At 64.9% G+C, this 26,357-nt stretch carries 19 protein-coding genes; 7 read left to right on the forward strand and 12 right to left on the reverse strand.

Features of this window, described 5'->3' with window-relative positions; all coding sequences use genetic code 11:
- Positions 1-25 precede the first annotated feature (25 nt).
- From IE071_RS12275 to IE071_RS12290, 4 genes are all read right to left on the reverse strand, one after another.
- Positions 26-1,039 carry an NADP-dependent oxidoreductase gene (locus IE071_RS12275; protein WP_189441469.1) on the reverse strand — a complete coding sequence of 338 codons (1,014 nt, stop codon included), beginning with the start codon at positions 1,037-1,039 and terminating at the stop codon, positions 26-28.
- A gap of 293 nt (positions 1,040-1,332) precedes the next feature.
- Positions 1,333-2,169, reverse strand: a complete 837-nt coding sequence (locus IE071_RS12280) for a transporter (RefSeq protein ID WP_189441470.1) — start codon at positions 2,167-2,169, stop codon at positions 1,333-1,335.
- 87 nt (positions 2,170-2,256) lie between these two features.
- Positions 2,257-2,991 carry a hypothetical protein gene (locus IE071_RS12285; protein WP_189441471.1) on the reverse strand — a complete coding sequence of 245 codons (735 nt, stop codon included), beginning with the start codon at positions 2,989-2,991 and terminating at the stop codon, positions 2,257-2,259.
- A gap of 305 nt (positions 2,992-3,296) precedes the next feature.
- On the reverse strand, positions 3,297-3,878 hold the full coding sequence (locus tag IE071_RS12290; RefSeq protein WP_189441472.1) for a DNA-3-methyladenine glycosylase I: 582 nt from the start codon (positions 3,876-3,878) through the stop codon (positions 3,297-3,299).
- A 100-nt stretch (positions 3,879-3,978) separates the two neighbouring features.
- Here IE071_RS12290 and IE071_RS12295 point away from each other — a divergent pair, with 100 nt between their 5' ends.
- Both IE071_RS12295 and IE071_RS12300 read left to right on the forward strand, forming a co-directional pair.
- Positions 3,979-4,866, forward strand: coding sequence for a DMT family transporter (locus IE071_RS12295; protein WP_189441473.1), 888 nt, complete (start codon positions 3,979-3,981; stop codon positions 4,864-4,866).
- Between the two features lie 69 nt (positions 4,867-4,935).
- Positions 4,936-6,045, forward strand: coding sequence for a sterol desaturase family protein (locus IE071_RS12300; protein WP_189441474.1), 1,110 nt, complete (start codon positions 4,936-4,938; stop codon positions 6,043-6,045).
- Between the two features lie 170 nt (positions 6,046-6,215).
- Here the strand turns inward: IE071_RS12300 and IE071_RS12305 are convergent, their stop codons facing one another.
- Positions 6,216-7,166, reverse strand: coding sequence for a pyridoxal-phosphate dependent enzyme (locus IE071_RS12305; protein ID WP_189441833.1), 951 nt, complete (start codon positions 7,164-7,166; stop codon positions 6,216-6,218).
- An 8-nt stretch (positions 7,167-7,174) separates the two neighbouring features.
- The gene (locus IE071_RS12310) at positions 7,175-8,188 is read right to left on the reverse strand and encodes an aldose 1-epimerase (RefSeq protein ID WP_189441475.1); all 1,014 of its coding nucleotides are present in this window, start codon (positions 8,186-8,188) and stop codon (positions 7,175-7,177) included.
- Between the two features lie 65 nt (positions 8,189-8,253).
- Between IE071_RS12310 and pepN the strand changes: the two genes are divergently transcribed.
- On the forward strand, positions 8,254-10,896 hold the full coding sequence (gene pepN, locus IE071_RS12315; protein ID WP_189441476.1) for an aminopeptidase N: 2,643 nt from the start codon (positions 8,254-8,256) through the stop codon (positions 10,894-10,896).
- A gap of 92 nt (positions 10,897-10,988) precedes the next feature.
- Here pepN and IE071_RS12320 read toward each other — a convergent pair whose 3' ends face one another.
- Positions 10,989-11,174 carry a hypothetical protein gene (locus IE071_RS12320; protein WP_189441477.1) on the reverse strand — a complete coding sequence of 62 codons (186 nt, stop codon included), beginning with the start codon at positions 11,172-11,174 and terminating at the stop codon, positions 10,989-10,991.
- Between the two features lie 576 nt (positions 11,175-11,750).
- Between IE071_RS12320 and mnmG the strand changes: the two genes are divergently transcribed.
- The 4 genes from mnmG to IE071_RS12340 all read left to right on the forward strand — a co-directional run bounded on the left by mnmG (position 11,751) and on the right by IE071_RS12340 (position 19,090).
- Entirely contained in the window at positions 11,751-13,628 is a 1,878-nt protein-coding gene (mnmG, locus tag IE071_RS12325) for a tRNA uridine-5-carboxymethylaminomethyl(34) synthesis enzyme MnmG (RefSeq protein ID WP_189441478.1), read from the forward strand.
- 71 nt (positions 13,629-13,699) lie between these two features.
- Positions 13,700-14,479, forward strand: coding sequence for an RDD family protein (locus tag IE071_RS12330; protein WP_189441479.1), 780 nt, complete (start codon positions 13,700-13,702; stop codon positions 14,477-14,479).
- Between the two features lie 157 nt (positions 14,480-14,636).
- Positions 14,637-16,964, forward strand: coding sequence for a Tex family protein (locus IE071_RS12335; RefSeq protein WP_189441480.1), 2,328 nt, complete (start codon positions 14,637-14,639; stop codon positions 16,962-16,964).
- 107 nt (positions 16,965-17,071) lie between these two features.
- Positions 17,072-19,090 (forward strand): autotransporter outer membrane beta-barrel domain-containing protein, encoded by a 2,019-nt coding sequence (locus IE071_RS12340; RefSeq protein WP_189441481.1) that lies wholly within the window; start codon positions 17,072-17,074, stop codon positions 19,088-19,090.
- A gap of 71 nt (positions 19,091-19,161) precedes the next feature.
- Here IE071_RS12340 and IE071_RS12345 read toward each other — a convergent pair whose 3' ends face one another.
- The 5 genes from IE071_RS12345 to IE071_RS12365 all read right to left on the reverse strand — a co-directional run bounded on the left by IE071_RS12345 (position 19,162) and on the right by IE071_RS12365 (position 26,246).
- A complete protein-coding gene (locus IE071_RS12345) occupies positions 19,162-20,055 on the reverse strand; it encodes a YbaY family lipoprotein (protein ID WP_189441482.1) in 894 nt (297 codons plus the stop codon).
- 201 nt (positions 20,056-20,256) lie between these two features.
- Entirely contained in the window at positions 20,257-21,552 is a 1,296-nt protein-coding gene (gene purD / locus IE071_RS12350) for a phosphoribosylamine--glycine ligase (RefSeq protein WP_189441483.1), read from the reverse strand.
- Between the two features lie 93 nt (positions 21,553-21,645).
- Positions 21,646-23,019: an AMP-binding protein gene (locus IE071_RS12355; protein ID WP_189441484.1), complete on the reverse strand. Its 1,374-nt coding sequence runs from the start codon at positions 23,017-23,019 to the stop codon at positions 21,646-21,648.
- 149 nt (positions 23,020-23,168) lie between these two features.
- Entirely contained in the window at positions 23,169-23,741 is a 573-nt protein-coding gene (tsaC, locus tag IE071_RS12360; protein WP_189441485.1) for an L-threonylcarbamoyladenylate synthase type 1 TsaC, read from the reverse strand.
- Positions 23,742-26,246, reverse strand: coding sequence for a DNA topoisomerase I (locus tag IE071_RS12365; RefSeq protein ID WP_189441486.1), 2,505 nt, complete (start codon positions 26,244-26,246; stop codon positions 23,742-23,744).
- Positions 26,247-26,357: the final 111 nt, after the last annotated feature.

Raw genomic sequence — 26,357 nt, forward strand, 5'->3', positions numbered from 1 at the left:
GCAGACATTACAGAACAACCGCACCTTACGCTTGCGGGTCCACCCGCAACACCAACTTCCCCCGATGACTCCCATCAAACAACCGATTGAGTACCACCGGCGCATTCTCCAACCCCTCCGCCACCGTCTCTTCCGCCTTCAACTTCCCCTCACGAATCCACCCTGAAAGCGCCTGCACCGCCTCACGCGTCTTCGTGTAATCCAGCACCAGAAATCCCCGCATGCTGAGCCGCTTCATCACGAACACACCGTAGTCGTCGCTGGGCCGCTCGCCGCTGTTGTAGCCGGAGATCAACCCGCACAACGCGACACGCCCGCCGATGACCATGCGTGAGAGCACCGCGCGCATCACCTCGCCGCCGACGTTCTCGAAGTTGACGTGCACGCCGTCGGGCGTGGCGGCCTTGAGCTGCTGCTTGAAGTCCGCCGCCTTGTAATCGACGGCGGCGTCGAAGCCCAGCTCGTCGGTGAGGTAACGACACTTGTCGGCGCCGCCGGCGATGCCGACGACGCGCGCGCCCATGATCTTGCCGATCTGGCCGGCGATGGAACCCACCGAGCCGGCCGCTGCGGAGACCACCAGGGTTTCCCCGGGCTGCACCGGGGCGATGTCGGTGAGGCCGTAGTAAGCGGTGACGCCACTCATGCCGCAGGCGCCGAGCAGGGTCGGCAGCGGTACGCCGGGGTCGGCAGGCAGGCGTGTGTAGCCCTTGGCGCTGTCATGCAGAACCAGATAATCCTGCCAGCCGGTGACGCCCTGCACCAGGTCACCTACCTGATACTGCGCCGAACGCGATCGCACCACGCGAGCGAGACCGAGCGCGCGCATCACTTCGCCGATCGCCACCGGTGGCAGGTATTGCGGGATGTCGCGCATCCACACGCGGTTGGTCGGGTCCATCGAGATGTACAAAACGCGCAGCAGTACCTCGCCGTCCTTCAGTTCGGGCACGGCCTCTTTCACCAGATCGAAATTCTCGCGCTGTACCAGGCCTTCGGGGCGCGTCTTGAGGCGAAGTTGGCGGTTGATGAGGGACATGGGGTATCTCCGGGAGCGGGACGACGACATTCACGTCGAACGATGAAGTTGGCCGGACTGTCCGCGCGTCACACCTGCGAGGCAATCCGTAACACCAGCTTCTCCCGATGACTCCCAACAAACAACCGATTGAGCACGACGGCGGCGGTCCTGCGACACAGCGTCAACGTCTTTTCGGTTTCAACCACCCTCTCGAATCCACCCGCAGCTACATCCGCCGCCCGTGGATCGCGGTGCAAATAGCGCACGCCAGCAGACGGCTCCGTGCGGCATTGCGCACGGAGCCGGGTGGATCAGAAGCTGTATTTCAGCGATGCACCAACGCCGTAATCCGGGCTGCCATTGGCGAAGCCGGCGAGCGCGTAGGCTTGCACGCGCAAGCTCTCGTTGAACTTGTGGTTCCAGTAACCGGTGAGCTCGCTCTGCGGTGCGCCGGTATCGGCAATCCGCTCGCGGTAGTAGTAGTACGCGCCGATGCTGTCCGTGGAGCTCAGCTTGTAGTCGGCACCGATGTTCGCGTTGAAGCCGTTCTTCAGCTGGATGTACTGCGAGCTGCCGTATTTCATCCAGCCCACGCCACCGAACGCTGTCCAGGCACCGCTCACCTTGTAGGTATCCAGCGAGACGCCGTAGTCGTTCTTGCCGGTGCCCAGGCCCTGGTTCTCGTCGGCGGTACCGAACTTCACCTTGCCGGTGAGATCCAGGCCGAACGAGTGATCGGCGCTACCAAACAGCTCGTAGCCGGCCGATGCCGTGATGTCGCCCAGACCCGAGGCCGAACCGCTGGTGGTGGTGCTTGGCGTGGGTGTCGTCCCGCCATTGCCGTGACCGTTGCCGCGCCCTTTCGGATTGCCGTTCTTCACCTTGCCCACGCCGGGAATCACGTCGCCCGCACCGCTGATGCTGATGTACGGCACGGTGAGCTTGAACGTCCAGCGATCGGTCTGATACGCCGCCGTTACCGGCACCGACCAGATGTCGGTGGTGGTGTCGGTGCCGTACTTGCCGCTGCTGTAATTGGCACCGGCGGAAACGCTGAACTGGTCGCTGTCGGACGTGGCGGCATGGGCTGCCGGTGCACCGATCAGCAGCAGTCCGCCGACGATCATCCAGTGTTGTGGGTTACGCATGTAAGGGGTTTCCTTGCAGATATGGGAATGGCAGCAGGCCCGGTATCACACCGGGCCTGCATGAATTACAAAATGGGAAGGGCGAGCTCAGCCGCCGGGACGACCGGCATGATCGGGGTGATCCGGGTGCTCGGGACGATCCGGCTTGCTGGGGCGATCAGGGCGATCCACCTTGGCCACATGCTCGGGCTTGCCCGCATGATCGACGCCATGCGTCTTGGCCAGCTCAACCTTCTCCACGTGGACATGCGCATGTCCATTCGCGGCGGCGACGCCGGCAGCCTTCGGCGAACGCATCACGTCACCCAGCTTGAAACCGTCGGCCTTGGCGATCTGGCCCCAGCCCTCGCCAGCGGCACGCTGGGCCAGCACGCCTTTCAGGTCGATGCTGGTGCCATCGGCCAGCACCAGCGTGCCGCCGTTCAGCGCGGCGGTCAGCTCGGCCGCGGTCGGGTCGGTGATGCCGTCTTTTGCGAGAATCGCCTCGGTCAGCGACAGCGCGATCTTCACGTTGCCGTAGCCCATTTTGCCGGTGTCCGGCGTGAACGTTGTCGTCGTCGTTGTGCTCGGCGTGGTGGCCGTAGCTGCGGTGGTCTCAGTCAGCGTGATCGCGGTGCCGTCGCGCAGCCCGGTTACCAGCGCCTGCGAGTTCGCGCTCGAACCGGCGAAGCTGGTGAACTCGGTGCTCAACCGGGTCGACTCGTGATTCGTGGTGCTCGTGGAAACGGGCGTGCCGGCGGTCTGCGCCATCACCGGTGCGGCGGACAGTGCGCCGAGCACCGCGAGGCAGATCAGTGTGGATTTGAGGCGGCGGGTATGCATGGAATGCTCCGAAGGATGCAACGTTGGCGGAATGCCTGGCGAGACGACACCGTATATTTCCTTCCGTGGCCCCTGTGCCCGAATCCCGCCTGATTGACGCTGACGATTCGCTTGCCGGTGAAGTCCCGCGGCATCTTTGCGCCATGCATGCCTGGCATACAAGCACCACTGTCATATTTGTTCAGCACGGATTTCACAGGCTGAACGATAGCTGCCATCGTTTCGCGCGATTGTGTGAGCGGATCGACATTTGCATCAGTCTGCCCACCGACGTGTCGGAAGTTTTTGCGACGCAGCCAGCGCGTTTAACGCAACCTGTCATGCCGGAAACAGCCGACCAGGTGATCGTTGATCATCCCGGTCGCCTGCAGCAGCGAATAGCAGATGGTGGTGCCGACGAAACGGAAGCCGCGCTTCTTCAGCGTCTTGCTCATGCGGTCGGACAACTCGGTACTGGCCGGCACCTCGCTCTTGTCGCGCCAGCGATTGACCAGTGGCTTGCCGTCGACGAATGACCACAAATAGACGTCCAGACTGCCGAACTCCTCGATCACTTCCAGCGCGACTTTCGCGTTGTCACGCGTGGCTGTCACCTTCAGCCGGTTGCGGATGATGCCGGGGTCGAGCAGCAGCTTTTCCAGTTCGCGGTCCTTCATCGCGGCGACCCGGGCGATCTCGAAGTTGTGGAAGGCCTTGCGATAGTTCTCGCGCTTGGCCAGCACGGTGCGCCAGGACAATCCGGCCTGCGCGCCTTCCAGGCACAGGAACTCGAACAGGCCGCGGTCGTCGTGCAGCGGCGTGCCCCATTCGGTGTCGTGGTAGTGGCACATCAAGGCATCGCTGCCGGTGGCCCAGTGGCAGCGTGACAGGTCGGACGGCTTGGTCATGAGAGGCACTGGATGAGTGGGACAATGAGGCGCATGAATGCGCCGGCACAACGTAGCCGACACCGCTAGACTTGTCGCCCCCTTTCCTGCCGGCCTCCGCATGTCGTCTTCCTCATCGCCGCGCCGCGGCGCGGTGCTCGCGCTGCTCGTCACCATCCTGGTCTGGGCCTACAGCTGGGTGGTGATGAAACAGGTGCTGGCGCATGCCGGGCCGTTCAACTTCGCCGCGTTGCGCTACCTGCTGGGCGCGGCGGTATTGTTTGCGGCACTGCTGATCTCGCGACAATCGCTGCGGCCACCACCGCTGCTGCCGACGATCCTGATCGGGCTGTGCCAGACCGCCGCGTTCCAAGGGTTGGAGCAGTGGGCGCTGCTCGACGGCGGCGCCGGTCATGTGGCGCTGCTGGCTTACACGATGCCGTTCTGGGCCGTGTTGCTGGCGTGGCTGCTGCTGGGTGAACGGCCGAGCCGGCGACACTGGCTGGGGCTGGCGCTGGCCGCGCTGGGACTGCTGTGCATCATCGAGCCATGGCATGGCATGGGCAGCGTGGTGAGCACCACGCTGGCGATTGCCGGCGGCGTGGCATGGGCAGCCGGTACGGTGTTGAGCAAGCGGCTGTTCCGCCAGCACACGTTCTCCGTGCTCAGCCTCACCGCGTGGCAAATGCTGGCCGGCGGTGTGGCGCTTGCCGTTGTCGCACTGGCGGTGCCGCAACGCCCGATCGACTGGAACTGGGCGTTCATCGGCGCGCTGGCCTATAGCGTGGTGATGGCGTCCAGCCTGGCCTGGTGGCTGTGGTCGATCGTGCTGCAGCGCCTGCCCACCACGGTGGCCAGCCTGTGCAGCCTCGGCGTGCCGATCGTCAGTGTGTTGCTGGCATGGCTGATCCTGCACGAGCAGCCGTCGATGATGGAAATAGTCGGCATCGCGCTGGTGCTGCTGGGGCTGGTCGCGGTCAGCGGGGTAGGCGCGCGACGGCGCGCTTGAGGAGGCCATTCAGCCTCCGGGCTTGCCACGGCGATATCATGCAACGCTGCCAGAACTGAAGAAATGCCGATGTTTGATCTGTCTCAATGTTGGGCCCACGGAGTCAGCTGGCTGAGTGCCCATGCCGTCGTGCCGCTGCTGACTGTGCTGCATCTGGACGGGTTGGCCGGTGACCCCAACGACATTGCCGCCTCGCTGATGATCGCGGCGCTGCAGGTGGGCATCATCGGTTTCCTGTTCCGTCCGCTGGAGACCTGGTTTCCCGCCGAAAAGTGGACCGATCGCAAGCTGACCCTGGTCGATCGCAACTACACCTTGCTGATGCTGCTCGGCATCTTTCCGCTGTTCACTTATTTGGTGCTGACCCCGTTCAGCCATCTGTTCGGCGGCGTCGACAGCGCCACCTCGAGCACCGGTTCGCCGCTGGCGCTGACGCACTGGGTGCCGTGGTTCAACCAGCATCCGTTCGTGCTGTTCGCGACGTACTACGTGGTGTACGACTTCGTGTACTACTGGATGCACCGCACCCAGCACGCGATCCCGTGGTGGTGGGCGCTGCACAGCATGCATCACAGCACGCGCCAGATGAGCTGCTGGACCAACGACCGCGGCAGTCTCGTGGACGGTTTCATCCAGTCGATGATCCTGGCCACAGTCGGCCTGGTGATCGGCGTGGACCCGGACCAATTCGCGTGGCTGATGCTGATCGGCGAACTGGTGCAGAACTTCTCGCATACCAATACGCGCATCGGCTTCGGCAGGGTGTTCGAGCGGGTGTTCGTCGACCCGAAGTTCCATCGCCTGCATCACATGCTGGTCGACCCTGAGCGACCGACCCTGCATATCTGCAACTACGGCCAGGTGCTCTCGATCTGGGACGTGCTGTTCGGTACGTCGCTGTACGGTCTGGCGCCGCGACCGACCGGCGTGGGCGATCCGGTCGTCGATGCCGACAACGACCACGGCCTGGTCGGCCTGCACTGGGCCGCGCTGAAGCGCTTCTGGGGCGCGGTGCGCTGCATCGAGGGCTGGCGACCGGGCGAGGTGGCGTTCGGCGAGGGTTACCGACCGATTCCGGTGAGCCAGCTGGATCTGCATGCGTTCGAACACAAGCCATCCGTCGCTGTGCTCGCCGAAGCGAATCTGGCGAGCACCGCCACTTCTGCGGAAGTGGCATGACCTAAAGAATTCTCGTCATCCCAGCGAAAGCTGGAAGCGCTCTTCAACAGCGAAGCTGGTCATCCAGTGCCGTTGCAAATCACCGAAGACTCTAGATTGACCAGCTTCGATGTTGTGGAGCTTTTCAGCTTTCGCTGGAATGACGGAAAAAGGCTTAAGTCAGACCCTCTCTAATACCAGGGCAACGCCTGCAGATCGACGTTGCCGCCGGTCAACACCACGCCGACACGGCGCCCGGCAAAACGCTCGCGCTGCTGGAGGATCGCTGCCAGCACGGTGGCACTGGATACCTCTACCACCTGCTTCAGCTCCGACCACAGCAGTTGCATCGCCACGATGGTTTCCGCGTCACTGACCGTGATCACGTCGACCCGATGCGCGCGCAGCGCGTCGAGGTTGCGTTCACCGACCAGCGCGCGCAGGCCGTCGCAGACCGTATCAGGCACCACCGTGGTCACTCGCGTAGTGTGCGCCAGTGATTGCGCGGCATCGTCGGCACCCTTCGGTTCGGCGCCGAACAAGGCCAGCGTGGGATCGATCGCATGCGCGGCAATCGCCACGCCGCTGGCCAGGCCGCCGCCGCCGACCGGGGTGATCAGCGCATGCAATCCGTCGACTTGTTGCAGTAACTCCAGCGCCAGCGTGCCCTGCCCGGCCATCACCTGGGTGTCGGCATACGGATGCACCATTACCGCGCCGGTGGCGTGCTGCACTTCGGCGGCCATCGCCTCGCGGGCGGCCTGGGTCGGTGCGCAGCGATGCAGGATCGCACCGGCACGTTCGATCGCCTCGACCTTGGCGCGCACCGCGCCTTCCGGCACCACCACGTGCGCGGCGATGCCGCGTGTGGCGGCGGCCAGTGCCAGCGCGTTGCCGTGATTGCCGGACGAGTGCGTGACCACGCCGTGCGCGGCCTGCTCGTCGCTCAACGCCCATACTGCATTGCAGGCACCGCGGAACTTGAACGCGCCGCCGCGCTGCAGGTTTTCGCACTTGAAATACAGCTCGGCGCCGCTCAACGCATCCAGCGTCGCGTTGCGCAGCACCGGCGTTACCCGCGCATACGGCGCGATGCGCGCGGCGGCATCGCGGACCTGTTCGAAGCTCGGCAACGCACCCATCACGGCACTCATGACAACTCGACCTCCACACCACAACGGAAACGGCGCTCGGCGCCCGGCTCGAGGCGGATCGCCTCGGCACACTCGGGCCGGTTGAACGCATCGGCCATGCACTCCATCGGTTCCAGCGCGATCGACCGGCGTGCATCGCGACTGACCGTGTCGGCGGTGAACGCGTGCATCACGCCGCGCTCCTGCCAGACCGCGATGCCGAAACCGTTGAACGGATCGCGCAGACGGGTGCGGATGCGCCCATCCGCCTCGATGTCCAGATCGGTATAGCCCTGATCGAGAATGCTGTCGCCGATGCGTCGTGCTTCGCGGAAATCCAGCGCCGGTGCATTGTCCAGCGCCACGTAGGCTGCGGCACCGGGCAGTGCGATCAGGTCGGCACCGGTACGGATCAGCGTCTGTGCGGGAATCTGCAATTGCCAGCCATCGACCAGACCATCGGCCAAACGGAAGTACGGATGCCAACCGAAGAAACATGGCGCGGCGCTGTCGCCGACATTGCGCATGCGCGCTTCCAGGGTGATGCCGCCGGCGTCCAGCGTGATGATCACGCTGAGGTCGATCGCATGCGGATAGCCCGGCTGCGGACGGATCGCGGTGGTACTCAAGCTGACCTCCGCGCGGTGATCGTCCGCGCTCAATGTCGCGATATCGAACTCCGTATCGCGCACGAAACCGTGCCGGCTGGCGCGCTCGGCGCCAACGACACCTGGCTGCAGGTCCTGCGCCTGACCATCGAAGCGGTAGCGCGCATCGGCGATGCGGCCGGCGAACGGCACCATGATCGCAAAGCGCGAACCCGGGCGGCCGACGATCTCGGCGGCGTCGCGGTGGCCGTCGGCGAGGTCGTGCATGGCACCCTCGAACGGCACTTCGAAACTGAGCAGGGCCGCGCCGTGCTGCGCGATACGCACGCGCCGGTCACCGATGCGATCGGTCAGCACCACGATGGCCTGATCGCCCAACTGGGCCCGTTCGACGCCGTAGCGCAGTGCGCTCAATGCCGCCATGGGATTCTCCTGCCGTCAAATCGCCCCATGGTAACCTGAGCAGTCCCCACCCCATCGTTGTTCCCATGCACGCACTTCCAGAGCAAGCCCCTGCGTTGATCCGCCTCAGCGACTACCGCGCGCCCGCCTGGCGCGTGGAGACGGTCGAGCTGGATTTCGACCTCGGCATCGATGCCAGTGAAGTGTCCGCACGCCTGCTGCTGCGGCGTGACCCGGCGCAGAACGCGCCGCTGCGACTGGACGGCGAGAACCTGCAGTTGCTGTCGATCACCCTCGATAGCCGACAGCTGCCCGCCACCGCGTATCGCTACCTCGGCAACGTGCTGGAAGTCGATGGCGCCCACGACGGCAGTGTGCTGGAAACCCGCGTGCGGCTGCGTCCGGCTGCGAACACCGCGCTGGAGGGTCTGTACCTGTCCGGTTCGCGCGAAGCCGGCTTCCTGCTGACCCAGTGCGAGGCCGAAGGCTTCCGCCACATCACGTTCTTCACCGACCGGCCCGACGTGCAATCGCGTTACACGGTCACCCTGCGCGCCGATCGCGCACGCTTCCCGGTGCTGCTGGCCGGCGGCAACCCTGATGGTGCGGGTGAACTGGAAGGTGGCCGGCATTGGGCGCGTTTCGTCGATCCGCATCCGAAGCCGAGCTATCTGTTTGCGCTGGTGGCCGGACGGCTGGAAAAGATCGAGCGCGACTACGTCACCGCCGACGGCCGCGCCGTGCAACTGAAGATCTGGGCCGAAGCCGACGCGATCGACCGCTGCGACTACGCGATGGATGCGCTGGAGCGCTCGATGCGCTGGGACGAGCAGGCCTACGGCCGCAACTACGATCTGGACGTGTTCCATGTCGTCGCCACGCATGACTTCAACATGGGCGCGATGGAGAACAAGGGCCTCAACATCTTCAACGCGAAGTGCCTGCTGGCCGATCCGGACTCGACCACCGACGACGAATACCGCCATGTCGAGGCCGTGGTCGCGCACGAGTATTTCCACAACTGGAGCGGCAACCGTGTCACCTGCCGCGACTGGTTCCAGCTGTCGCTGAAGGAAGGGCTCACGGTCTTCCGCGAGCAGAGCTTCTCGGCCGACATGAACTCGGCACCGCTGAAGCGCATCGAGGACGTGGCGTTGCTGCGTCGCGCGCAGTTTCCCGAAGACGCCGGCCCGCTGGCGCATCCGGTGCGCCCGGCGCAATACAGCGAGATCAACAATTTCTACACCGCCACGGTGTACGAGAAAGGCTCCGAGCTGGTGCGCATGCTGGCCGGCGCCCTGGGCAAGGACGGTTTCCGCCGCGGCATGGATCGCTACTTCGAACGCAACGACGGCCGCGCCGCCACGCTGGAGGATTTTCTCGCCGCGCTGGGCGACGCCAACGGTACCGACCTCACGCCGTATCTGGCCTGGTACGGTCAGGCCGGCACACCGCGGTTGAGTGCTCGCGGTCATTACGATGCCACCCGGCACGAGTACACGCTGACACTGGCCCAGCACATGGGCGGAACGGAATCGCGGCCACCACTACCGATCCCGGTCAAGCTGGCTTTGTTCACGCACCATGGCGACATGTTGCCACTGCATCTGGACGGCCAGACGTCCAAAAGCGAAAACGAACTTGTCCTGGTGCTGACCCAGGCCGAACAGGATTTCGTTTTCACCAATGTCATCACCTCGCCGGTGCCGTCCCTGCTGCGCGGATTTTCGGCGCCGGTGATCCTGGAATGCGATTACACGCCGGACGAGCTGGCCTTGCTGCTGGCCCATGACGTCGACGGCTTCAATCGCTGGGAGGCCGGTCAGCAGCTGGCCACGCGCGCCTACGAGAACCTGCGCGACGGCAGCTCGACCGAAGCACTGCATGCGTGGTGCGAGGCGCTGGCGTTGCTGTTCAACAACAGCGCGATCGACGACGCCTTGCTGGCCGACCTGTTGACCCCGCCGGGCGAGGTCGAGCTGGCCGAACGCGAGACGGCGATCGATCCGCAGCACATTCACCACTTGCGTCAGGGCCTGCAGCAACGACTGGCCGAACGGCTCGGTACCGCTGCCCTGAGGCAGCGTTATCAGGCGCTGGCCGCGCACACCAGCATCGCGCTGGATGCGCCGAGCCAGGCGCGCCGCCGGCTCAAGCGCCGCGTGCTGGAGCTTCTGCACCTGCTCGACAACCAGGGCACTTGCGAGTTGGCCGCCGCCCAGTATCGGAATGCACCCGGCATGACTGACCGGCTCGCGGCGCTGACCGTGCTGGTGCGTGGCCATGCTCCACAGGCCACGGCGGCGCTGCGCGATTATCGCGAACGCTACGCCGACAACGCGCTGGCGCTGGACAAGTGGTTTGCGGTGCAGGCACAGCTGCCGGGCGAACCGGCACTGGAGCGCGTGCAGCGGCTGGAGCACGACGACACGTTCACGCTGAAGAATCCGAACCGGGTGCAGGCCTTGCTGGGAGCGTTCGTTCGCGGCAACCCGAGCGGGTTCCATCGAATCGATGGCGCCGGCTATCGGCTACTGGCCGAGCGGCTGATCACGCTGGATACGTTGAACCCGCAGGTCGCGGCGCGACTGGCCACGGCATTCAACGGTTGGCAGCGGTTGGAATCGCGACGTCGCGAGGCAGCGCATGCGGCGATCGTGAAACTGGCCGCGCATGACGGGCTTTCGCGCAACTTGACCGAAATCGTCGGCAGCGTACTCAATCATTGATCGGCAGCGGAGCTGCTGGCGCTGCGCACATCTTGTTGCATCGTCCTGCTGCGCGTGGTGGTACCCCCACGCACACGGGCGGGATGTTTCATTCAGACGGCCAGATGATCGAGCGCTTCGAGCAGGCTCTGCATGCGCGACTCCAGACCCGGCTGCAGCGCGCCGCGCTCGTTGTCTTCACGCTCGCTCAAACCGTCGATCGCCATTTCGACCTGACCCAGCTCGACCAGCAGATCGTGGTGCGGATAAACCGGTTGGAAATCGAAGCTCATGTCCATGACGTTCTCCTTCGTGGTGGGTAACGGGATGGATGCAACCGCCATGCCAATGCGTGATCACGATCACAATTGATTTGCGGTCGGCATCACACGACTGACGCAACACGTCAGCTGCTGCCGCGGCCCGGCACAAATTTCCTTTTCAGTCACCCTTTGTTCACGCGTCTGCGGTGAATATCCACTCGTGTTTCGCGCCATGAATTACCGGTTTCTGGCGCTCGGCAACACGGTCATCCTGGATTCCCCCTGTTCCTGAGACCGCCGGGCGCCAGATCTATCAGCACAAGGCCCCGCAGCTGCAAAGCTGCGGGGCCTTGTCTTTGGGGACTTGCGTGGATGCTGACCCCACAAAAGACGACGGCACCCCGAGAGGTGCCGTCTTGCTTCCTTTCCCGGTACGCGATCGAACCCCTGTCCGTCCGATCTCGGCGCGCGTAGTCGCGCAGCGTCTGCCCGTGAAAGTGCTGTGTTGGTAAAAGCAGGAAGCATGCCAGTCCAGCCAATCCACTGGCCCAACGCTGACGGCGTTACCATAGCGCCCCGTTTCGTCACTTTTTGCGTGCTCAGGTCAGTTTGATGCGCCACCCGACCCACTACGACGTCATCGTTATCGGCGGCGGCCATGCCGGCACCGAGGCCGCGCTGGCGGCCGCGCGCGCCGGTGCGCGCACTCTGCTGCTCAGCCACAACATCGAGACGATCGGCCAGATGAGCTGCAACCCGGCGATCGGCGGCATCGGCAAGGGCCACCTGGTCAAGGAGATCGACGCGCTGGGCGGGGCGATGGCGCATGCGGCCGACCGTGCCGGCATCCAGTGGCGCACCTTGAACGCCTCAAAGGGCCCGGCCGTGCGCGCCACCCGCTGTCAGGCCGATCGTGCGCTGTACAAGGCGGCGATCCGTCACATCGTCGAAACCGAGCCGAACCTGCAGCTGTTCCAGCAGGCGGTGGACGATCTGATCATCGAGAACGGTCGCGTCTGCGGTGTGGTGACCCAGATGGGTCTGTCGTTCGCTGCATCGAGCGTGGTGCTCACTGCCGGTACCTTTCTCGCCGGCAAGATCCATATCGGCCCGGCGCAGTACGCGGGTGGTCGTGCCGGCGATCCGCCGGCCAGCGCGCTGGCACTGAAACTGCGCGAGCTGCCGGTCGCCGCCGACCGCCTGAAGACCGGCACGCCGCCGCGCATCGACCTGCGCAGCATCGACTTCAGCGGACTTGAGGAACAGCGTGGCGACGATCCGGCGCCGGTGTTCTCCTATCTCGGCACACGCAACGAACATCCGCGTCAGGTCAGTTGCTGGATCACCCATACCTCCGAACAGACGCATGAGCTGATCCGCGGCGCGCTGGACCGCTCGCCGCTGTATACCGGCCAGATCGAAGGCGTCGGCCCGCGCTACTGTCCATCGATCGAGGACAAGGTGGTGCGCTTCGCCGAGAAGTCATCGCACCAGATCTTCATCGAGCCGGAAGGACTGGATACGTTCGAGATCTATCCGAACGGCATCTCCACCTCGTTGCCGTACGACGTGCAGCTGGCGCTGGTGCGTTCGATCAAGGGTTTCGAGAACGCGCACATCACCCGTCCCGGCTACGCGATCGAATACGACTATTTCGATCCGCGCGGCCTGAATCCATGGCTGGAAACCAAGGCGATCCCCGGCTTGTATTTCGCCGGCCAGATCAACGGCACCACCGGTTATGAAGAAGCCGGCGCGCAAGGCCTGATCGCCGGCTTGAACGCAGCGCTCGCGACGCAGGGCAAGGCGCCGTGGTATCCGCGCCGCGACGAGGCGTACATCGGCGTGCTGATCGACGACCTGACCAGCAACGGCACGATCGAGCCGTACCGCATGTTCACCTCGCGCGCCGAGTACCGGCTGCATCTGCGCGAGGACAACGCCGACCTGCGTCTCAGCGAGACCGGCCATGCACTGGGCGTGGTGCCGCAGGCTCGCTACGACGCGCTGCGCGCCAAACGCGAGGCGGTCGAACGCGAGCTGCAACGCCTGGGCGGATTGTGGGCGACACCGGGCAACGCGCTCGGTGCCGCGATCGAGCGCCAACTCGGCATCGCCGTCAGCCGTGAAACGAATGCACTGGATCTGCTGCGTCGCCCGGAACTGGACTACGCGAAACTCACTTCAGTCGCCGAACTCGGTCCTGCGGTGGAGCGCGACGACATCGCCGCGCAGGTTGAAGTGCAGACCAAGTATTCCGGCTATCTCGAACGCCAGCGCGAGGAAATCGAACGCCAGCGTCGGCACGAACACACCGCGATTCCCGCCAGTTTCGACTACGACAAGGTGCGCGGATTGTCGGCCGAAGTGCTGCTCAAACTGAAGCGCACGCTGCCGGCCACGCTTGGTCAGGCAGCGCGCGTCAGTGGCGTCACGCCGGCGGCGATCTCGTTGCTGCTGGTGCATCTGAAGCGGCGCGACGCCGCCTGACATGGTCACCGAGCCGTTCTGCGCTCCACTCATGGCATCATGCGCACTTTGACCAGCATGGGGTGTGCGCAATGGAAATCTGGATCGGTCGCGACGGCGAACGGCACGGCCCGTACAAGGAAGACGATGTGCGCCAGTGGCTGCGCAGCGGCCAGGTCAGCCCGAAGGATCTGGCGTGGTACGAAGGCCTCGCCGACTGGCAGCCGTTGTCGGTGCTGTTTCCCGACGAGATATTGCGCAACGCGCCGCCGCCCGCCAACCCGTACAGCGCACCAGCCGCGCCACTGATTCCGCTGCCGCAGACCAATGCGGCTGCGCTGGAAGACTATGCCGGGTTCTGGAAGCGCGTAGCCGCGTTCATCCTCGACGGTATCATCCTGTACATCCCGAATCTGATCATCCTGAAAAGCATGGGCAGCGATGCGGCCCAGGCGACGCTGACGCAGGCCATCCTCGCTGCGCCGGGCGATCCACACGCGATGATGGCGGCTTATGGCCAGTTCTACTCGACGATGGCAGCGGCGTCCCTGATCACCACGGCGCTGAGCTGGCTGTATTTTGCCTTGTGTGAAAGCTCGACCTGGCAGGCCACGCTGGGCAAGCTGGCATTGGGTATCCGGGTCACCGACCTGCAGGGCAACCGCATCAGCTTCCTGCGTGCCCTGGGCCGTTACCCGGCAAAATTTCTCAGCTACATCATCCTGTTCATCGGCTTTTTGATGGTTGCCTGGACCCAGCGCAAGCAGGGCCTGCATGACCTGATCTGCGGCACCCTGGTGCTGAATGGCCGCGCCAGCGAGTTCAAGTCGACGCCGACATCATCCAGCAGCAGCAACTCGTTCAGCGCCTGATCCAGCGTCTTCCCTGCACGGCGCCGCGACTGAGTCGCGGCGCCGTGCTTGTTTGCGCACCCGTGCTGCCGGCACAACCGGGCTGCTTGGTATCATCAACAGCTTGATCTCTCTACATCCGGCGCATCACGCCGTTGCCAGGAAACCACTCGCACCCATGCTCAGCATCGAACAACGCATTGCCAACGATATCGCCGCCAAAACCGAACAGGTGCGGGCCGCCGTGGATCTGCTCGATGGCGGCGCCACCGTGCCGTTCATCGCGCGCTACCGCAAGGAAGTCACCGGTGGCCTCGACGATACCCAGCTGCGCCTGCTCGAAGAACGCCTGCGTTACCTGCGTGAACTGGAAGACCGACGCGCGGCGATCCTCGCCAGCGTCGAGGAACAGGGCAAGCTCGACGATGCACTGAAAAGCGAACTGCTCGCCGCCGACACCAAGGCGCGCCTGGAAGATCTGTACCTGCCGTTCAAGCCGAAGCGCCGCACCAAGGCGCAGATCGCCCGCGAGGCCGGACTGGAACCGCTGGCGCTGGGTCTGCGCGAGGATCCCACGCGGACACCGGAAGCGTTCGCCGAAGCGTTTGTCGATGCAGAGAAAGGGATTGCCGACGTGCGTGCCGCACTGGATGGCGCCCGCGCGATCTTGATGGAGTCGATCGCCGAGGACGCGCACCTGGTCGGCGAGCTGCGCGACTGGCTGTGGGCGCAGGGGCAGATCCGCGCCAAGGTCGTCGAAGGCAAGGAAAACGAGGGCGCCAAGTTCCGCGATTACTTCGACCACGTCGAACCGATCGGCAAGATTCCCTCGCATCGTCTGCTGGCACTGATGCGCGCGCGCAACGAAGGTGTGCTCGAACTCGAACTCGCGCCCGCTGCCGACAGCGAGCAAGGCCACGCCGAAGGCGAAGGCCGCGTGGCCGCCCACGCCAACATCCACAACCGCGGCCGCGCCGCCGATGCGTGGCTGCGCGAGACCGTGCGCCTGACCTGGCGGGTGAAGCTGCACCTGCATCTCACCCTCGACCTGTTCGGCCGCGTGCGCGAAGGCGCCGAGGACGAGGCGATCCGCGTGTTCGGCGACAACCTGAAAGACCTGATGCTGGCAGCGCCAGCCGGCGCGAAGACGGTGATGGGGCTGGATCCGGGCATCCGTACCGGCGTGAAAGTCGCGGTGGTCGATGCCACCGGCAAGCTGCTCGCCACCGACGTGATCTATCCGCACGAGCCACGCCGGCAGTGGAATGAATCGCTCGTGCAACTGGCGAAGCTGTGCAAGCAGCATGGTGTGAACCTGATCGCGATCGGTAACGGTACTGCCTCACGCGAAACCGACAAGCTGGCTGGCGAGCTGATCAAGAAGCTGGCCGATACCGGTCTATCGAAGGTGGTGGTCAGTGAGGCCGGCGCGTCGATCTACTCGGCGTCTGAACTGGCGGCGAAGGAGTTTCCCGATCTCGACGTGACCTTGCGTGGCGCGATCTCGATCGCGCGCCGACTGCAGGATCCGTTGGCCGAACTGGTCAAGATCGAACCAAAGGCAATCGGCGTGGGCCAGTACCAGCACGACGTGAACCAGATCAAGCTGGCACGCGCGCTGGATGCGCGTGTCGAGGACTGCGTCAACGCGGTCGGCGTGGACGTGAACACCGCCTCCGCCGCGTTGCTGTCGCGCGTGGCCGGCCTCACTGCCAGCGTCGCCGAGAACGTGGTGAAGCATCGCGATGCGAACGGCCCGTTCGCCAACCGCAAGGCACTGCTGAAAGTGCCGCGGCTCGGTGACAAGGCGTTCGAGCAGTGCGCCGGTTTCCTGCGCGTATCCGACGGCGACAATCCGCTGGACGCCAGTTCGGTGCATCCGGAAGCGTATCCGGTGGTCGAACGGATCATCGCGCAGTGCGGCCGCGAGGTGCGCAACATCATCGGCGACAGCGGCTTCCTGCGCGGCCTGAAACCCGAGCAGTTCACCGACGAGAAGTTCGGTGTGCCGACCGTGCGCGACATCCTGAAGGAACTGGAGAAACCTGGCCGCGATCCGCGCCCGGAATTCGTCGCGCCGAGTTTCGCCGAGGGCGTCGAGGACGTGAAGGATCTCAAGCCCGGCATGATTCTCGAAGGCCGCGTCACCAACGTCGCTGCGTTCGGTGCGTTCGTCGACATCGGCGTGCATCAGGACGGCCTGGTGCATGTCTCTGCGCTGTCGCACACCTTCGTGAAGGACCCGCGCGACGCAGTGAAGGCCGGCGACATCGTCAAGGTCAAGGTGATGGAGATCGACCTGCCGCGCCAGCGCATCGGCCTCAGCATGCGACTCGACGACGAACCCGGACAGGCACGTGGCGGCCGGCCCGCCAGTGGTGAAAATTCGAGCGGTCAGCGCAACGATCGCAACGGCGGTCGCCCGAACAATAACGTGCCGAAACCGGCAGCGGCACCGGCCAATAGCGCCTTCGCCGACGCCTTGGCGCGCGCCGCCAAACGCTGACGAGGCCACGATGCGGAAGCGCGCTGCGATGCAGCATGCGCTTCCGTATGGGGTGCATTAACGTAACGCTCATATAACAAGGCCATTCCGGCCCAGGAGTGTTACCCATGCTTCGCACTCGCCAACTCGCCGGCGCCATCGCCGCCACCTTGCTGTTCAGCAGCGCTGCCGCCGCCACCGATTTCAGCAAGGTGGTTGTGTTCGGCGACAGCCTCAGCGACAACGGCAATATTTCGCTGGCCACGGCGCCCGGCATCCAACCGCCATTGCGCTTCACGACCAATCCCGGCCACGTGGCGATCGAAAACGTTGCCAGCAAGCTCGGCCTGGCGCTCAGCCCGTCGCTGGCTGGTGGCAGTGACTACGCCTGGGGTGGTGCCGGTGTGCTCACCAACTCGCCCGGTACGCCGGCGGCGGTACCGACCCTGACCGGTCAGGTCAACGCCTATCTCGCCGGCGGCGCGGTCGATGGCAACGCGCTGTACTCGATCTGGGGCGGTGCCAACGACATCTTCTATGCCGCCACCTCGGCCGGTGCCGGCGCCACGGCGCAGCAGCTGATCAATCAGAACGTCGCGGCGCAGATCGCGCAGTTGCAGGGCGCGGGATACACCGCTGCGCAGATCCAGGCGCTCACTCCGCAGATCACCCAGCAGGTGACGGCGGCGGTGACCCAGCAGGTGCAGGCAGCCGCCGGCGTCTCCTCCCTGATGACGGCCGCTCAGGCGCAGACGGCCATCGGCGCCGCCGCGCAGCAGGAGGTCAAGTTGATCGGCCAGCTGCAGGGCGCCGGGGTGAAGAACATCCTGGTCTTCAACCTGCCCAATATCGGACTGACGCCGGAGGCTGCTGCGCAGGGCGCGTCCGCCGCCGCGTCGCTGACCGGCCTCAGCCTGATCTTCAACGGTCAGCTCAATGCCGGTCTGGGACAACTGGGCAAAGGCATCATCCCGATCAACGCCTACGGCCTGCTGTCCGAGGTGATCGCCAATCCGCACGCTTACGGTTTCACCAACGCCACCACGCCGGCGTGCGGCGCCGGCTCCAGCTCGGTGCAGTGCGGACCGCAGGGTTCGGGCCTGCCGTATACGTATGCGCCTGGCACGGATCAGAGCTACGTGTTTGCCGATGGGGTGCATCCGACCACCGCCGCGCACGCACTGCTCGGCCAGTACGTGGTGTCCGTGCTGCAGGCGCCGGCACAGATTTCGCTGCTCGGTGAATCGGCGCTGGCCGCCAGCACCACGCAGACCCGTGTCATTCGCAACCAGATGCTGGTGGACGGCGACGGTGGCGAAACCCGCACGTTCGTCAATATCGATTACGCGCGGCAGCGCTTCGACGCCAACAACGGCGCGCCGAAGACCAGCAGCGACAACGTCAACTTCACTCTTGGTGTGGACGCCCACGCCACCGACAACCTCTCGGCCGGCATCGCGCTCGGCGTTGGCCAGAGCAACGCGAATGTTTCCGGCGGTGGCGGTTACAAGCTGCAGGACGTCAGCGGGCTCGGCTACCTCACCTATCACGCCGGCGGCGGCTATGTCGGTGGTTACGTGGATTTCGGCCAGTCCAACTTCAAGAACATCGCTCGCCGGATCGAACTTGGCAGCATGAATCGCACCGAAAGTGGCAAGGCTGACGGCTCGCATCTGGGCGGCGGACTCACCGGCGGCTGGTGGTTCGATTTCGGCAACCTGCGCACCGGACCGTTTGCCAATCTCGAATGGCAGACCGCCAAGGTCAACGGCTATAGCGAAAGCGGCAATGACAGCAGCGCGATGTGGTTCGGCGACCAGCAGCGTGATGCGCTGATCGGCAGCCTCGGCTGGCGTCTGCAAGGCCATTGGCAGGTCGCCAATCTGGCCATGTCACCGTATGCCGAACTGGCATGGAACTACGACGACAAGGCCGATCCGCGTGAAGTCAGCGCCGGCCTGAACAGCATGAACGGCACGTTCGCGCTGACCGGCTTCGTGCCGGACAAGAGCTGGGGCAACGCCAACCTTGGCGTGTCCGCCCAGCTCACGCCGAGCATGACCAGCTGGATCGGCTACAGCGGCCGTTTTGGCGACAGCAGCCAGAAGTACAACAGCTTCAACATGGGCTTCCGCGTCAACTTCTGAGCAGATCCCTCGCAACAAAAAAGCCGCCGGTTCGCACCGGCGGCTTTTTCATGTACGGACGTCTGGACGGCTTACTTGTTCTTGCCACCGGTCGCCATTCTGAGGATTTCCATGGCCTGCTTCTTCAGCTTCGCCGCGGCATCGTCGCCGAGTGCCTGCACGTCGCTGCCGACCTGATGCTCCTTCAGCACCAGCGTGCCATCGTCGCTCCAGCCGGCACGGTCGATCGCACTCGGCCTACCCTCACGACTGGCCTTGGTCTGCTGCACGACCGCCCAGACCTTGCCATCCGTATAGGCATAGTCCGTGCTGGTGAAGCCCTTGTCGCCATAGTCCACTTCTTCGCGGATGAACTTCAGCTCACCAGCCTGACGAAACACCTGCCAGCCACGTGAGACGTCCCCGTCGAGCTTGGTGCCGGGCGTAATCTTCATGCCACCAAGCTGCTTCTGCTCGGCGGTGAACGCGTCCGCCACCTTCTCGCCGGCAGTCTGCGTCGCCACCAGCTCGATCGCCACGCCGTCATTCTTGCTGCCCTTGGCCAGCACCGGTGCCTGGATCGGCATCGTGTAATGACGGTCGCCGTCGGTCAGCGTGGCCTGGATGACGTACAGGTCATCCGGCTTCACCTCGGCCGGATTGAAGTCCAACTTGAACGGCTGCGGAAAGGCGCCAGCCGGGGCCGTCTTGCTCGCCAGCGGCGCAGAGCCCGCGGCGGTGGCCGACACATCGACCAGATTCAGCACCAGCGTGGCATTCGCCGACGGCTGCACCGCGCCACGCAACGAGATCGTGCCGCTCACCGCATTCGCGACGGTATTGCTGGCCGTGGTTGCCGTACCCGGGGATGCAGGTGCGGGTGCAGGGGCCTGTTCAGTGCCCGCCTGCTGTGACGGCGGGGAAGCGTTGCAGCCAGCCAGAGCCAGCGTCGCAACCGACATCAGCGACAAAACCGTCTTGCGCATGGGAAAACCTCATCAACGTGGAAACATACACGAGATCGTTCAGACGCCTTGGCGCCACGACTCTACGCGGGGGAAGTTCCAAGCATAGCCCAAAAATACCGGCTCGGAAAAGTCAAGCCAGCTGATGGCATACCATGCGTCGGCGTACGCAGCGCTCACCCGATAACGGGGCACTGCCGTGTCGCCAAATCAAATGTGAATTCAGTCGCGCCGCAATGCCCGATGCGCGATATCACGGCGGCAGAACGCCCCGTCATAACGGATCCTGCTGACTGCGGCATAGGCGCTTTCACGGGCCCCGGCGATGTCTTGCCCCAACGCGCACACCGTCAACACGCGGCCACCAGCGGTCACTGCCCGGCCTTGAGCGTCGAGTCGGGTGCCGGCGTGGAACACTTTCACATCGGCCGATACACCGCTATCGACCGGTGCATCAAGCCCCTCGATCACGTCGCCACTACGCACCCTGCCCGGATAACCGCCGGCCGCCATCACCACGCCGATCGCCGGGCGCGCATCCCAGCGTGCCTTGCTGTGTTCCAGCCGGCCATCGAGTGCAGCATCGATCAGCTCGACCAGATCGGACTTCAGCCGCAGCATGATCGGCTGGGTTTCCGGATCGCCGAAGCGCACGTTGAACTCGATCACCTTCGGCGCGCCGTTCTTGTCGATCATCAGGCCGGCATAGAGGAAGCCCATGAACGGCGCACCTTCGGCCGCCATGCCGCGCAGGGTCGGCTCGATCACTTCGCGCAGGATGCGCTGTTCGACTTCCGGGGTGACCACCGGTGCCGGCGAATACGCACCCATGCCGCCGGTGTTGGGCCCCAGATCACCTTCGTCGCGGCGCTTGTGATCCTGGCTCGAGGCCATCGGCAGCGCGTGGCTGCCGTCGCTCATCACGATGTAGCTGGCCTCCTCGCCGTCGAGGAATTCTTCGATCACCACCCGCGCCGACGCATCGCCAAAACTGTGGGCGCCAAGCATGTCGTGCAGCGCCAGCTCCGCATCGGCCAGCGTCAACGCGACCACCACGCCCTTGCCAGCAGCGAGACCATCGGCCTTGATCACGATCGGTGCGCCGTGCTGGCGCACATAGGCCAGCGCCGGATTCAGATCGGTGAACACTGCGTAATGCGCGGTGGGAATGTTGTGGCGCTGCAGGAAGTCCTTGGCGAATGCCTTGGAGCCTTCCAGCTGCGCGGCAATCGCGCGCGGGCCGAAGATGCGCAGGCCGGCGGCACGGAAGCGATCGACCACGCCGGCCACCAGCGGCACCTCGGGACCGACCACGGTCAACCCGATCTTCTCGCGCTTGGCCAGCTGCAGCAGGCCATCGAGATCATTCATCGCGACATCGGCATTGCGCACGCCTGGCTCATGCGCGGTGCCGGCATTACCGGGCGCCACGATCACCTCGTCGACCTGCGACGATTGCTTGAGCTTCCACGCCAGCGCGTGTTCGCGACCGCCGCTGCCGATGACGAGAACCTTCATGCCTGCACTCCGAGAGCCACCATGCGCCACGCCGCGCAGGCGCGCATTGTAGCGGCTGCAACGGACCGCACGCTCGGGTTCAATCGTGCGGATTCAATCGTGATGGTGCAGCAGCTCCAGCAACGCCGCACGCGGCAGCTTGCCGGTTTCGTTGCGGGGCAACGCGGCAACCAGCCGCAGTGGACGCGGCAGGAACAGCGGATCGATGGCCCGGCGCAACGCGTCGAGAATCATGTGCTCATCCAGCCCCGGCGCCACCGCCAGTGCCGCAATCCGGTGCACGCCGAGCGCATCGGCGGCCTCAAGCTGGAACACCACGCCGTCCTGCACGCCGGGAATCGCCAGCAGGCGCCGGCTGAGATCGCTCAGTGAGGCACGTTTTCCGGCGATCTCCAGCATGTCGGCATGCCGGCCGCGCAAACGGAACCGACGGCCGCCATCGGACAGGCTGACGATATCGGCCAGCGTGATCGGCGTGCTCAACTGGGGTGCCTCGATCGCGGTGCCGTCAGGCTGCGGATGCAGGGTGACGCCGTCGTACAGCGACCAGTCCTCGTCCACGGTGGGGCGGCGACTGGCGAATACGCAGGTTTCGGTGGAGCCGAATACCTCCAGCACGAGTGCGCCGAAGCGCTGCTCGGCGGCGGCGGCCAGTTCGACCGGCAGCGGCGCGGTGGCCGAGACCACCGCCGCAATCGGCGGCAACGCAATACCCGACTCGACCAACGCGCGCAGATGCACTGGTGTGGTCACCAGCAGCCGCGGCGCCGGCACTTCGGCTAGAGCCGCCGCCACGTCGGCCGGAAAGAACGGCCGTCCGGCATGCACGCTGACCCCGCCGAGCAGCGGCAGCAAGACCGACATCTCCATGCCGTACATGTGCTGCGGCGGCACCGTGGCGACGATCTCGAGATGCCGTCCGACCGCCGCGTGCAGCATGCCCAGATTGCCGGCGTTGCTGGCATGAAAACTGCCCCAGGTCTTCACGTTGGCGCTGGGCATGCCGGTGGAGCCGGAGGTGTAGCCGATCGCCACCGCCTGGTCGGCCGGAATCATCGGCCAGCTCGTATCGGCGTCGAGCGGCATGGTGAGGTCCAGCGATGGCAACAACCGATAGCCGGGTGGCGCCGGAACGAGCGCCTGCTCACCCAGCGCATAGCAGCCCGGATGCGCCGCCATCACTTCATCCACCGCCTGTGGCGCGCGCGATGACGGCAGCAGATTGATCTGGCCGCGCAGCACGATCGCGCAGAACGCCACCAGGAACGCGTAACGGTCTTCACACAGGTTCACCACGGCCGTCGCGACAGGCAAGCCAGCAGCCACCGCATGCACGTGTGCCAGGAACTGCGCGGCAGTCACCGCAGCGCCGTGTTGCCGGACCAGCACCCGCGAAGGATCGGCAGCGCTCAGCAGCGGTAGCCGTTCTGGCGCTTCACGCTGGTAGGTGTCGTAAACGATGGCCAAGCCGCACTCTCCCGGATGTTCAATTCGTCGCGTTGCAGGAACAGCATCGCCCCGGCCTGTTCACGCCAACGTGAATGGCTAGAGCAGTCGCTCCGCAACGGTTCATGGAGCCGCTGGTTGGCACCATTCCGACGCGTTCCTTCGACCGTTCAGGCGCGGATGATAGCGCCCGACAATGCATCGCGGATCACGGTGGGGCTGGTCTGGCCACCCAGTGGGGCGTCCAGCAGGCCGTCCAGCGCGTCGCCAAAATAATCCGCGACGGTCTGCGCCAGCCGCGCCGGTGGCTGGCCGTGCGGGTTGGCACTGGTCGATACCAGCGCACCGCCAAACGCGCGACACAACGCAGCAGCGGGTTCGTGGGCGGTGACCCGCAGCGCGATGCCGGCATGCGCACCGGCGATCCATGCCGGTACGTCCGCCGAGCGCGGGAAAATCCAGGTGTGCGGCCCCGGCCAGCTTGCGCGCACCTGCCGCAGGACTTCCGCTGGCACGGCGCCCAGCTCGATATAGCGCTCGACCTGGGCGAACTCCGCGGCGATCAGCAACACGCCCTGCGTCGGCGGGCGCTGTTTCAGCGCGAACAGACGCTCGAACGCAACGTGATCATGCGGATCGCAGCCGAGGCCGAACACCGCCTCGGTCGGATAGGCCAGCACGTCACCCGCGTGCAGCCGCTCGGCGGCAGCAGCGGACTCAGTGGAGGTGAAGCGCCGCAGCACTCAGGCCTCGACTTTCTCTGCCACGACTTTCTTCGTCGCCGCTTTTTTGGTGGCGGTTTTCTTGGCCGTCGTCTTCTTGGCAGCTTTCTTCTTCGTCGCGGCCTTCTTGACGGCGACCTTCTTCACCGCAGGCGTCGCCTTTTTGGCGGCAGCCTTCTTGGTCGCAGTTTTCTTGGTGGCGGTCTTCTTGCCGAAGCGGCCCGGCTTACGCGCGGGTGCCGCCGCCAGCAGTTCGAGACACTGCTTCTCGGTCAGCTCCTTCGGCTCCTGCTCCTTCGGGATGCGTGCGTTCTTTTCGCCATCGGTGATGTAGGCGCCATAGCGGCCATTGAGTACCTGCACGCCGTTGCCGAAGTCGAGAATCAACCGGTTCGCCAACATCTCGAGTTTCTCGGCCACGATCTGCAGCGCGCGCGGCAGTTCGATCGTGTACGGATCGTCCTCGGCCTTGAGCGAGGCATAGGTGCTGCCCTGCTTCACGAACGGACCGAAGCGGCCGACGCCGACCATCACCTCGTCGCCGTTCTCGGCCTGACCAAGCTGACGCGGCAGCTTGAACAGCTCCAGTGCCTCGGCCAGGGTGATCGTGTGCATGCTCTGGCCGGGACGCAGCGACGCGAAGGTCGGCTTGTCCTCGTCGTCCTTGGTGCCGATCGCGGCATATGGCCCGAATCGCCCCAGCCGCACCGATACCGGCTTGCCGGTTTTCGGATCGGCGCCGAGTTCGCGCGCGCCGGTGGCCTCGTTGCGATCGACCGACTCGGTCTTCTCGTCCACCTGCTGCTTGAACGGCAGCCAGAAGCGCTCCATCAGCGGCACCCAGGCTTCCTCGCCACGACTGACCGCGTCGAGCTCGTCTTCCATCTTGGCGGTGAAGTCGTAGTCGACGTAGCGGGTGAAATGCGCGGTGAGGAATTTGCTGACCGCGCGGCCGACGTCGCTGGGCTTGAAACGGCGGCTATCGAGCAGGACGTATTCGCGGTTCTGCAGCACCTGGATGATGCTGGCGTAGGTCGACGGACGGCCGATGCCGTGTTCTTCCAGCGCCTTGACCAGGCTGGCTTCGGAGTAGCGCGGCGGTGGCTCGGTGAAATGCTGGTCGGCGGCGATCTCGTGCAACGGTACCTGCTCACCCACCGCCAAGCGCGGCAGACGACGACCCTCGTCGTCATCCTCGGCGGTCTTCTGGTCCTTGCCTTCCTCGTACACGGCGAGGAAGCCCGGATCGATCACGGTAGTGCCGCTGGCGCGGAACGAAGCGTCGCCGCCAACAACATCGCGCAGTGCAAATTCCACCGAGACGGTATTCAGCGTAGCGTGGATCATCTGGCAGGCGACGGTGCGCTTCCAGATCAACTCGTACAGCTTGCGCTGGTCGTCGTTGAGGAAGCCGGCAATCGCTTTCGGCGTGTACATCGCCGAGGTCGGACGGATCGCCTCATGCGCTTCCTGCGCGTTCTTCGACTTGGTCTTGTAGACCTGCGGTGCATCGGGCAGCGCGTGACCACCGAAATCGCGGGCGATCAGCTGACGCAGCTCGGCCACCGCATCGTCGCCCAGCATGGTGGAGTCGGTACGCATGTAGGTGATCAGGCCGACATTGCCCTCGTCGCCGAGCGCCACGCCTTCGTACAAACCCTGCGCCACCTTCATCGTGCGGCTGGTGGTGAAACCGAGCTTGCGCGCGGCCTCCTGCTGCAGGGTCGAGGTGGTGAACGGTGCCGCCGGCCGGCGCTTGCGCTCCTTCGAGCCGACGTCGCTGACCGTGAGGCGGCCACGCGCGGCCTGCTTCAATGCATCGCGCGCAGCCTGTGCATCGGCCTCGTTGGTAAGGTCGAACTGTTCGAACTTCTTGCCGTTGAGCTTGGAGAGACGCGCCGTGAAATCACCATCGACATGTTTCAGCTGTGCCTCGATGCTCCAGTACTCGCGCGCCTTGAACGCCTCGATCTCATCCTCGCGCTCGACGATCATGCGCAGCGCCGGCGACTGCACGCGGCCGGCAGACAGCCCGCGCTGCACCTTGCGCCACAGCACCGGCGACAGGTTGAAGCCGACCAGATAGTCCAGCGCGCGACGCGCCTGCTGCGCATCGACCAGGTCATGCGACAACTGGCGCGGTGCGGCGACCGCGGCCTTGATCGCCTTCGGGGTGATCTCGGAGAACACTACGCGATGCAACTTCTTGCCTTCGGTCAGGCCGCGCTCTTTCAGGATCTCGCTGATGTGCCAGCTGATCGCCTCGCCTTCGCGATCCAAGTCGGTCGCCAGATAGATGTCGTCGGCCAGCTTGGCGGCCTTGGCGATCGCGTCGACGTGCTTCTCGTTGCGCTCGATCACCTCGTAGGCCATGGTGAAACCGTGCTCGGTGTCGACCGCGCCCTCCTTCGGCTTCAGGTCACGCACGTGACCGTAGGAGGCGAGAACCTGGAAGTCCTTGCCGAGGTATTTGTTGATCGTCTTGGCCTTGGCCGGTGACTCGACGATGAGCAGGTTTTTTGCCATGAAGCTGGATTTCCGCAAGTGAACCACCGGCGCTTCCGTGCCGGACATATATATAGTTGAAACCATGTCGCGCCGGCGGCTGTCAAGCCCGGACCCACCAGACTGGCCGGG

Source organism: Rhodanobacter panaciterrae (assembly GCF_014651895.1).
In the GTDB taxonomy this organism is placed as follows: domain Bacteria; phylum Pseudomonadota; class Gammaproteobacteria; order Xanthomonadales; family Rhodanobacteraceae; genus Rhodanobacter; species Rhodanobacter panaciterrae.

Excerpts from the sequence above, each read along its gene's own strand:
- IE071_RS12320 (WP_189441477.1), bottom strand. The coding sequence starts at position 11,174 with ATGGACATGAGCTTCGATTTCCAACCGGTTTATCCGCACCACGATCTG.
- IE071_RS12300 (WP_189441474.1), top strand. The coding sequence starts at position 4,936 with ATGTTTGATCTGTCTCAATGTTGGGCCCACGGAGTCAGCTGGCTGAGT.
- purD (WP_189441483.1), bottom strand. The coding sequence starts at position 21,552 with ATGAAGGTTCTCGTCATCGGCAGCGGCGGTCGCGAACACGCGCTGGCG.
- IE071_RS12295 (WP_189441473.1), top strand. The coding sequence starts at position 3,979 with ATGTCGTCTTCCTCATCGCCGCGCCGCGGCGCGGTGCTCGCGCTGCTC.
- IE071_RS12340 (WP_189441481.1), top strand. The coding sequence starts at position 17,072 with ATGCTTCGCACTCGCCAACTCGCCGGCGCCATCGCCGCCACCTTGCTG.
- mnmG (WP_189441478.1), top strand. The coding sequence starts at position 11,751 with ATGCGCCACCCGACCCACTACGACGTCATCGTTATCGGCGGCGGCCAT.
- IE071_RS12290 (WP_189441472.1), bottom strand. The coding sequence starts at position 3,878 with ATGACCAAGCCGTCCGACCTGTCACGCTGCCACTGGGCCACCGGCAGC.
- IE071_RS12285 (WP_189441471.1), bottom strand. The coding sequence starts at position 2,991 with ATGCATACCCGCCGCCTCAAATCCACACTGATCTGCCTCGCGGTGCTC.
- IE071_RS12275 (WP_189441469.1), bottom strand. The coding sequence starts at position 1,039 with ATGTCCCTCATCAACCGCCAACTTCGCCTCAAGACGCGCCCCGAAGGC.
- IE071_RS12345 (WP_189441482.1), bottom strand. The coding sequence starts at position 20,055 with ATGCGCAAGACGGTTTTGTCGCTGATGTCGGTTGCGACGCTGGCTCTG.
- IE071_RS12310 (WP_189441475.1), bottom strand. The coding sequence starts at position 8,188 with ATGGCGGCATTGAGCGCACTGCGCTACGGCGTCGAACGGGCCCAGTTG.
- IE071_RS12335 (WP_189441480.1), top strand. The coding sequence starts at position 14,637 with ATGCTCAGCATCGAACAACGCATTGCCAACGATATCGCCGCCAAAACC.
- IE071_RS12305 (WP_189441833.1), bottom strand. The coding sequence starts at position 7,166 with ATGGGTGCGTTGCCGAGCTTCGAACAGGTCCGCGATGCCGCCGCGCGC.
- IE071_RS12365 (WP_189441486.1), bottom strand. The coding sequence starts at position 26,246 with ATGGCAAAAAACCTGCTCATCGTCGAGTCACCGGCCAAGGCCAAGACG.
- IE071_RS12280 (WP_189441470.1), bottom strand. The coding sequence starts at position 2,169 with ATGCGTAACCCACAACACTGGATGATCGTCGGCGGACTGCTGCTGATC.
- IE071_RS12330 (WP_189441479.1), top strand. The coding sequence starts at position 13,700 with ATGGAAATCTGGATCGGTCGCGACGGCGAACGGCACGGCCCGTACAAG.
- pepN (WP_189441476.1), top strand. The coding sequence starts at position 8,254 with ATGCACGCACTTCCAGAGCAAGCCCCTGCGTTGATCCGCCTCAGCGAC.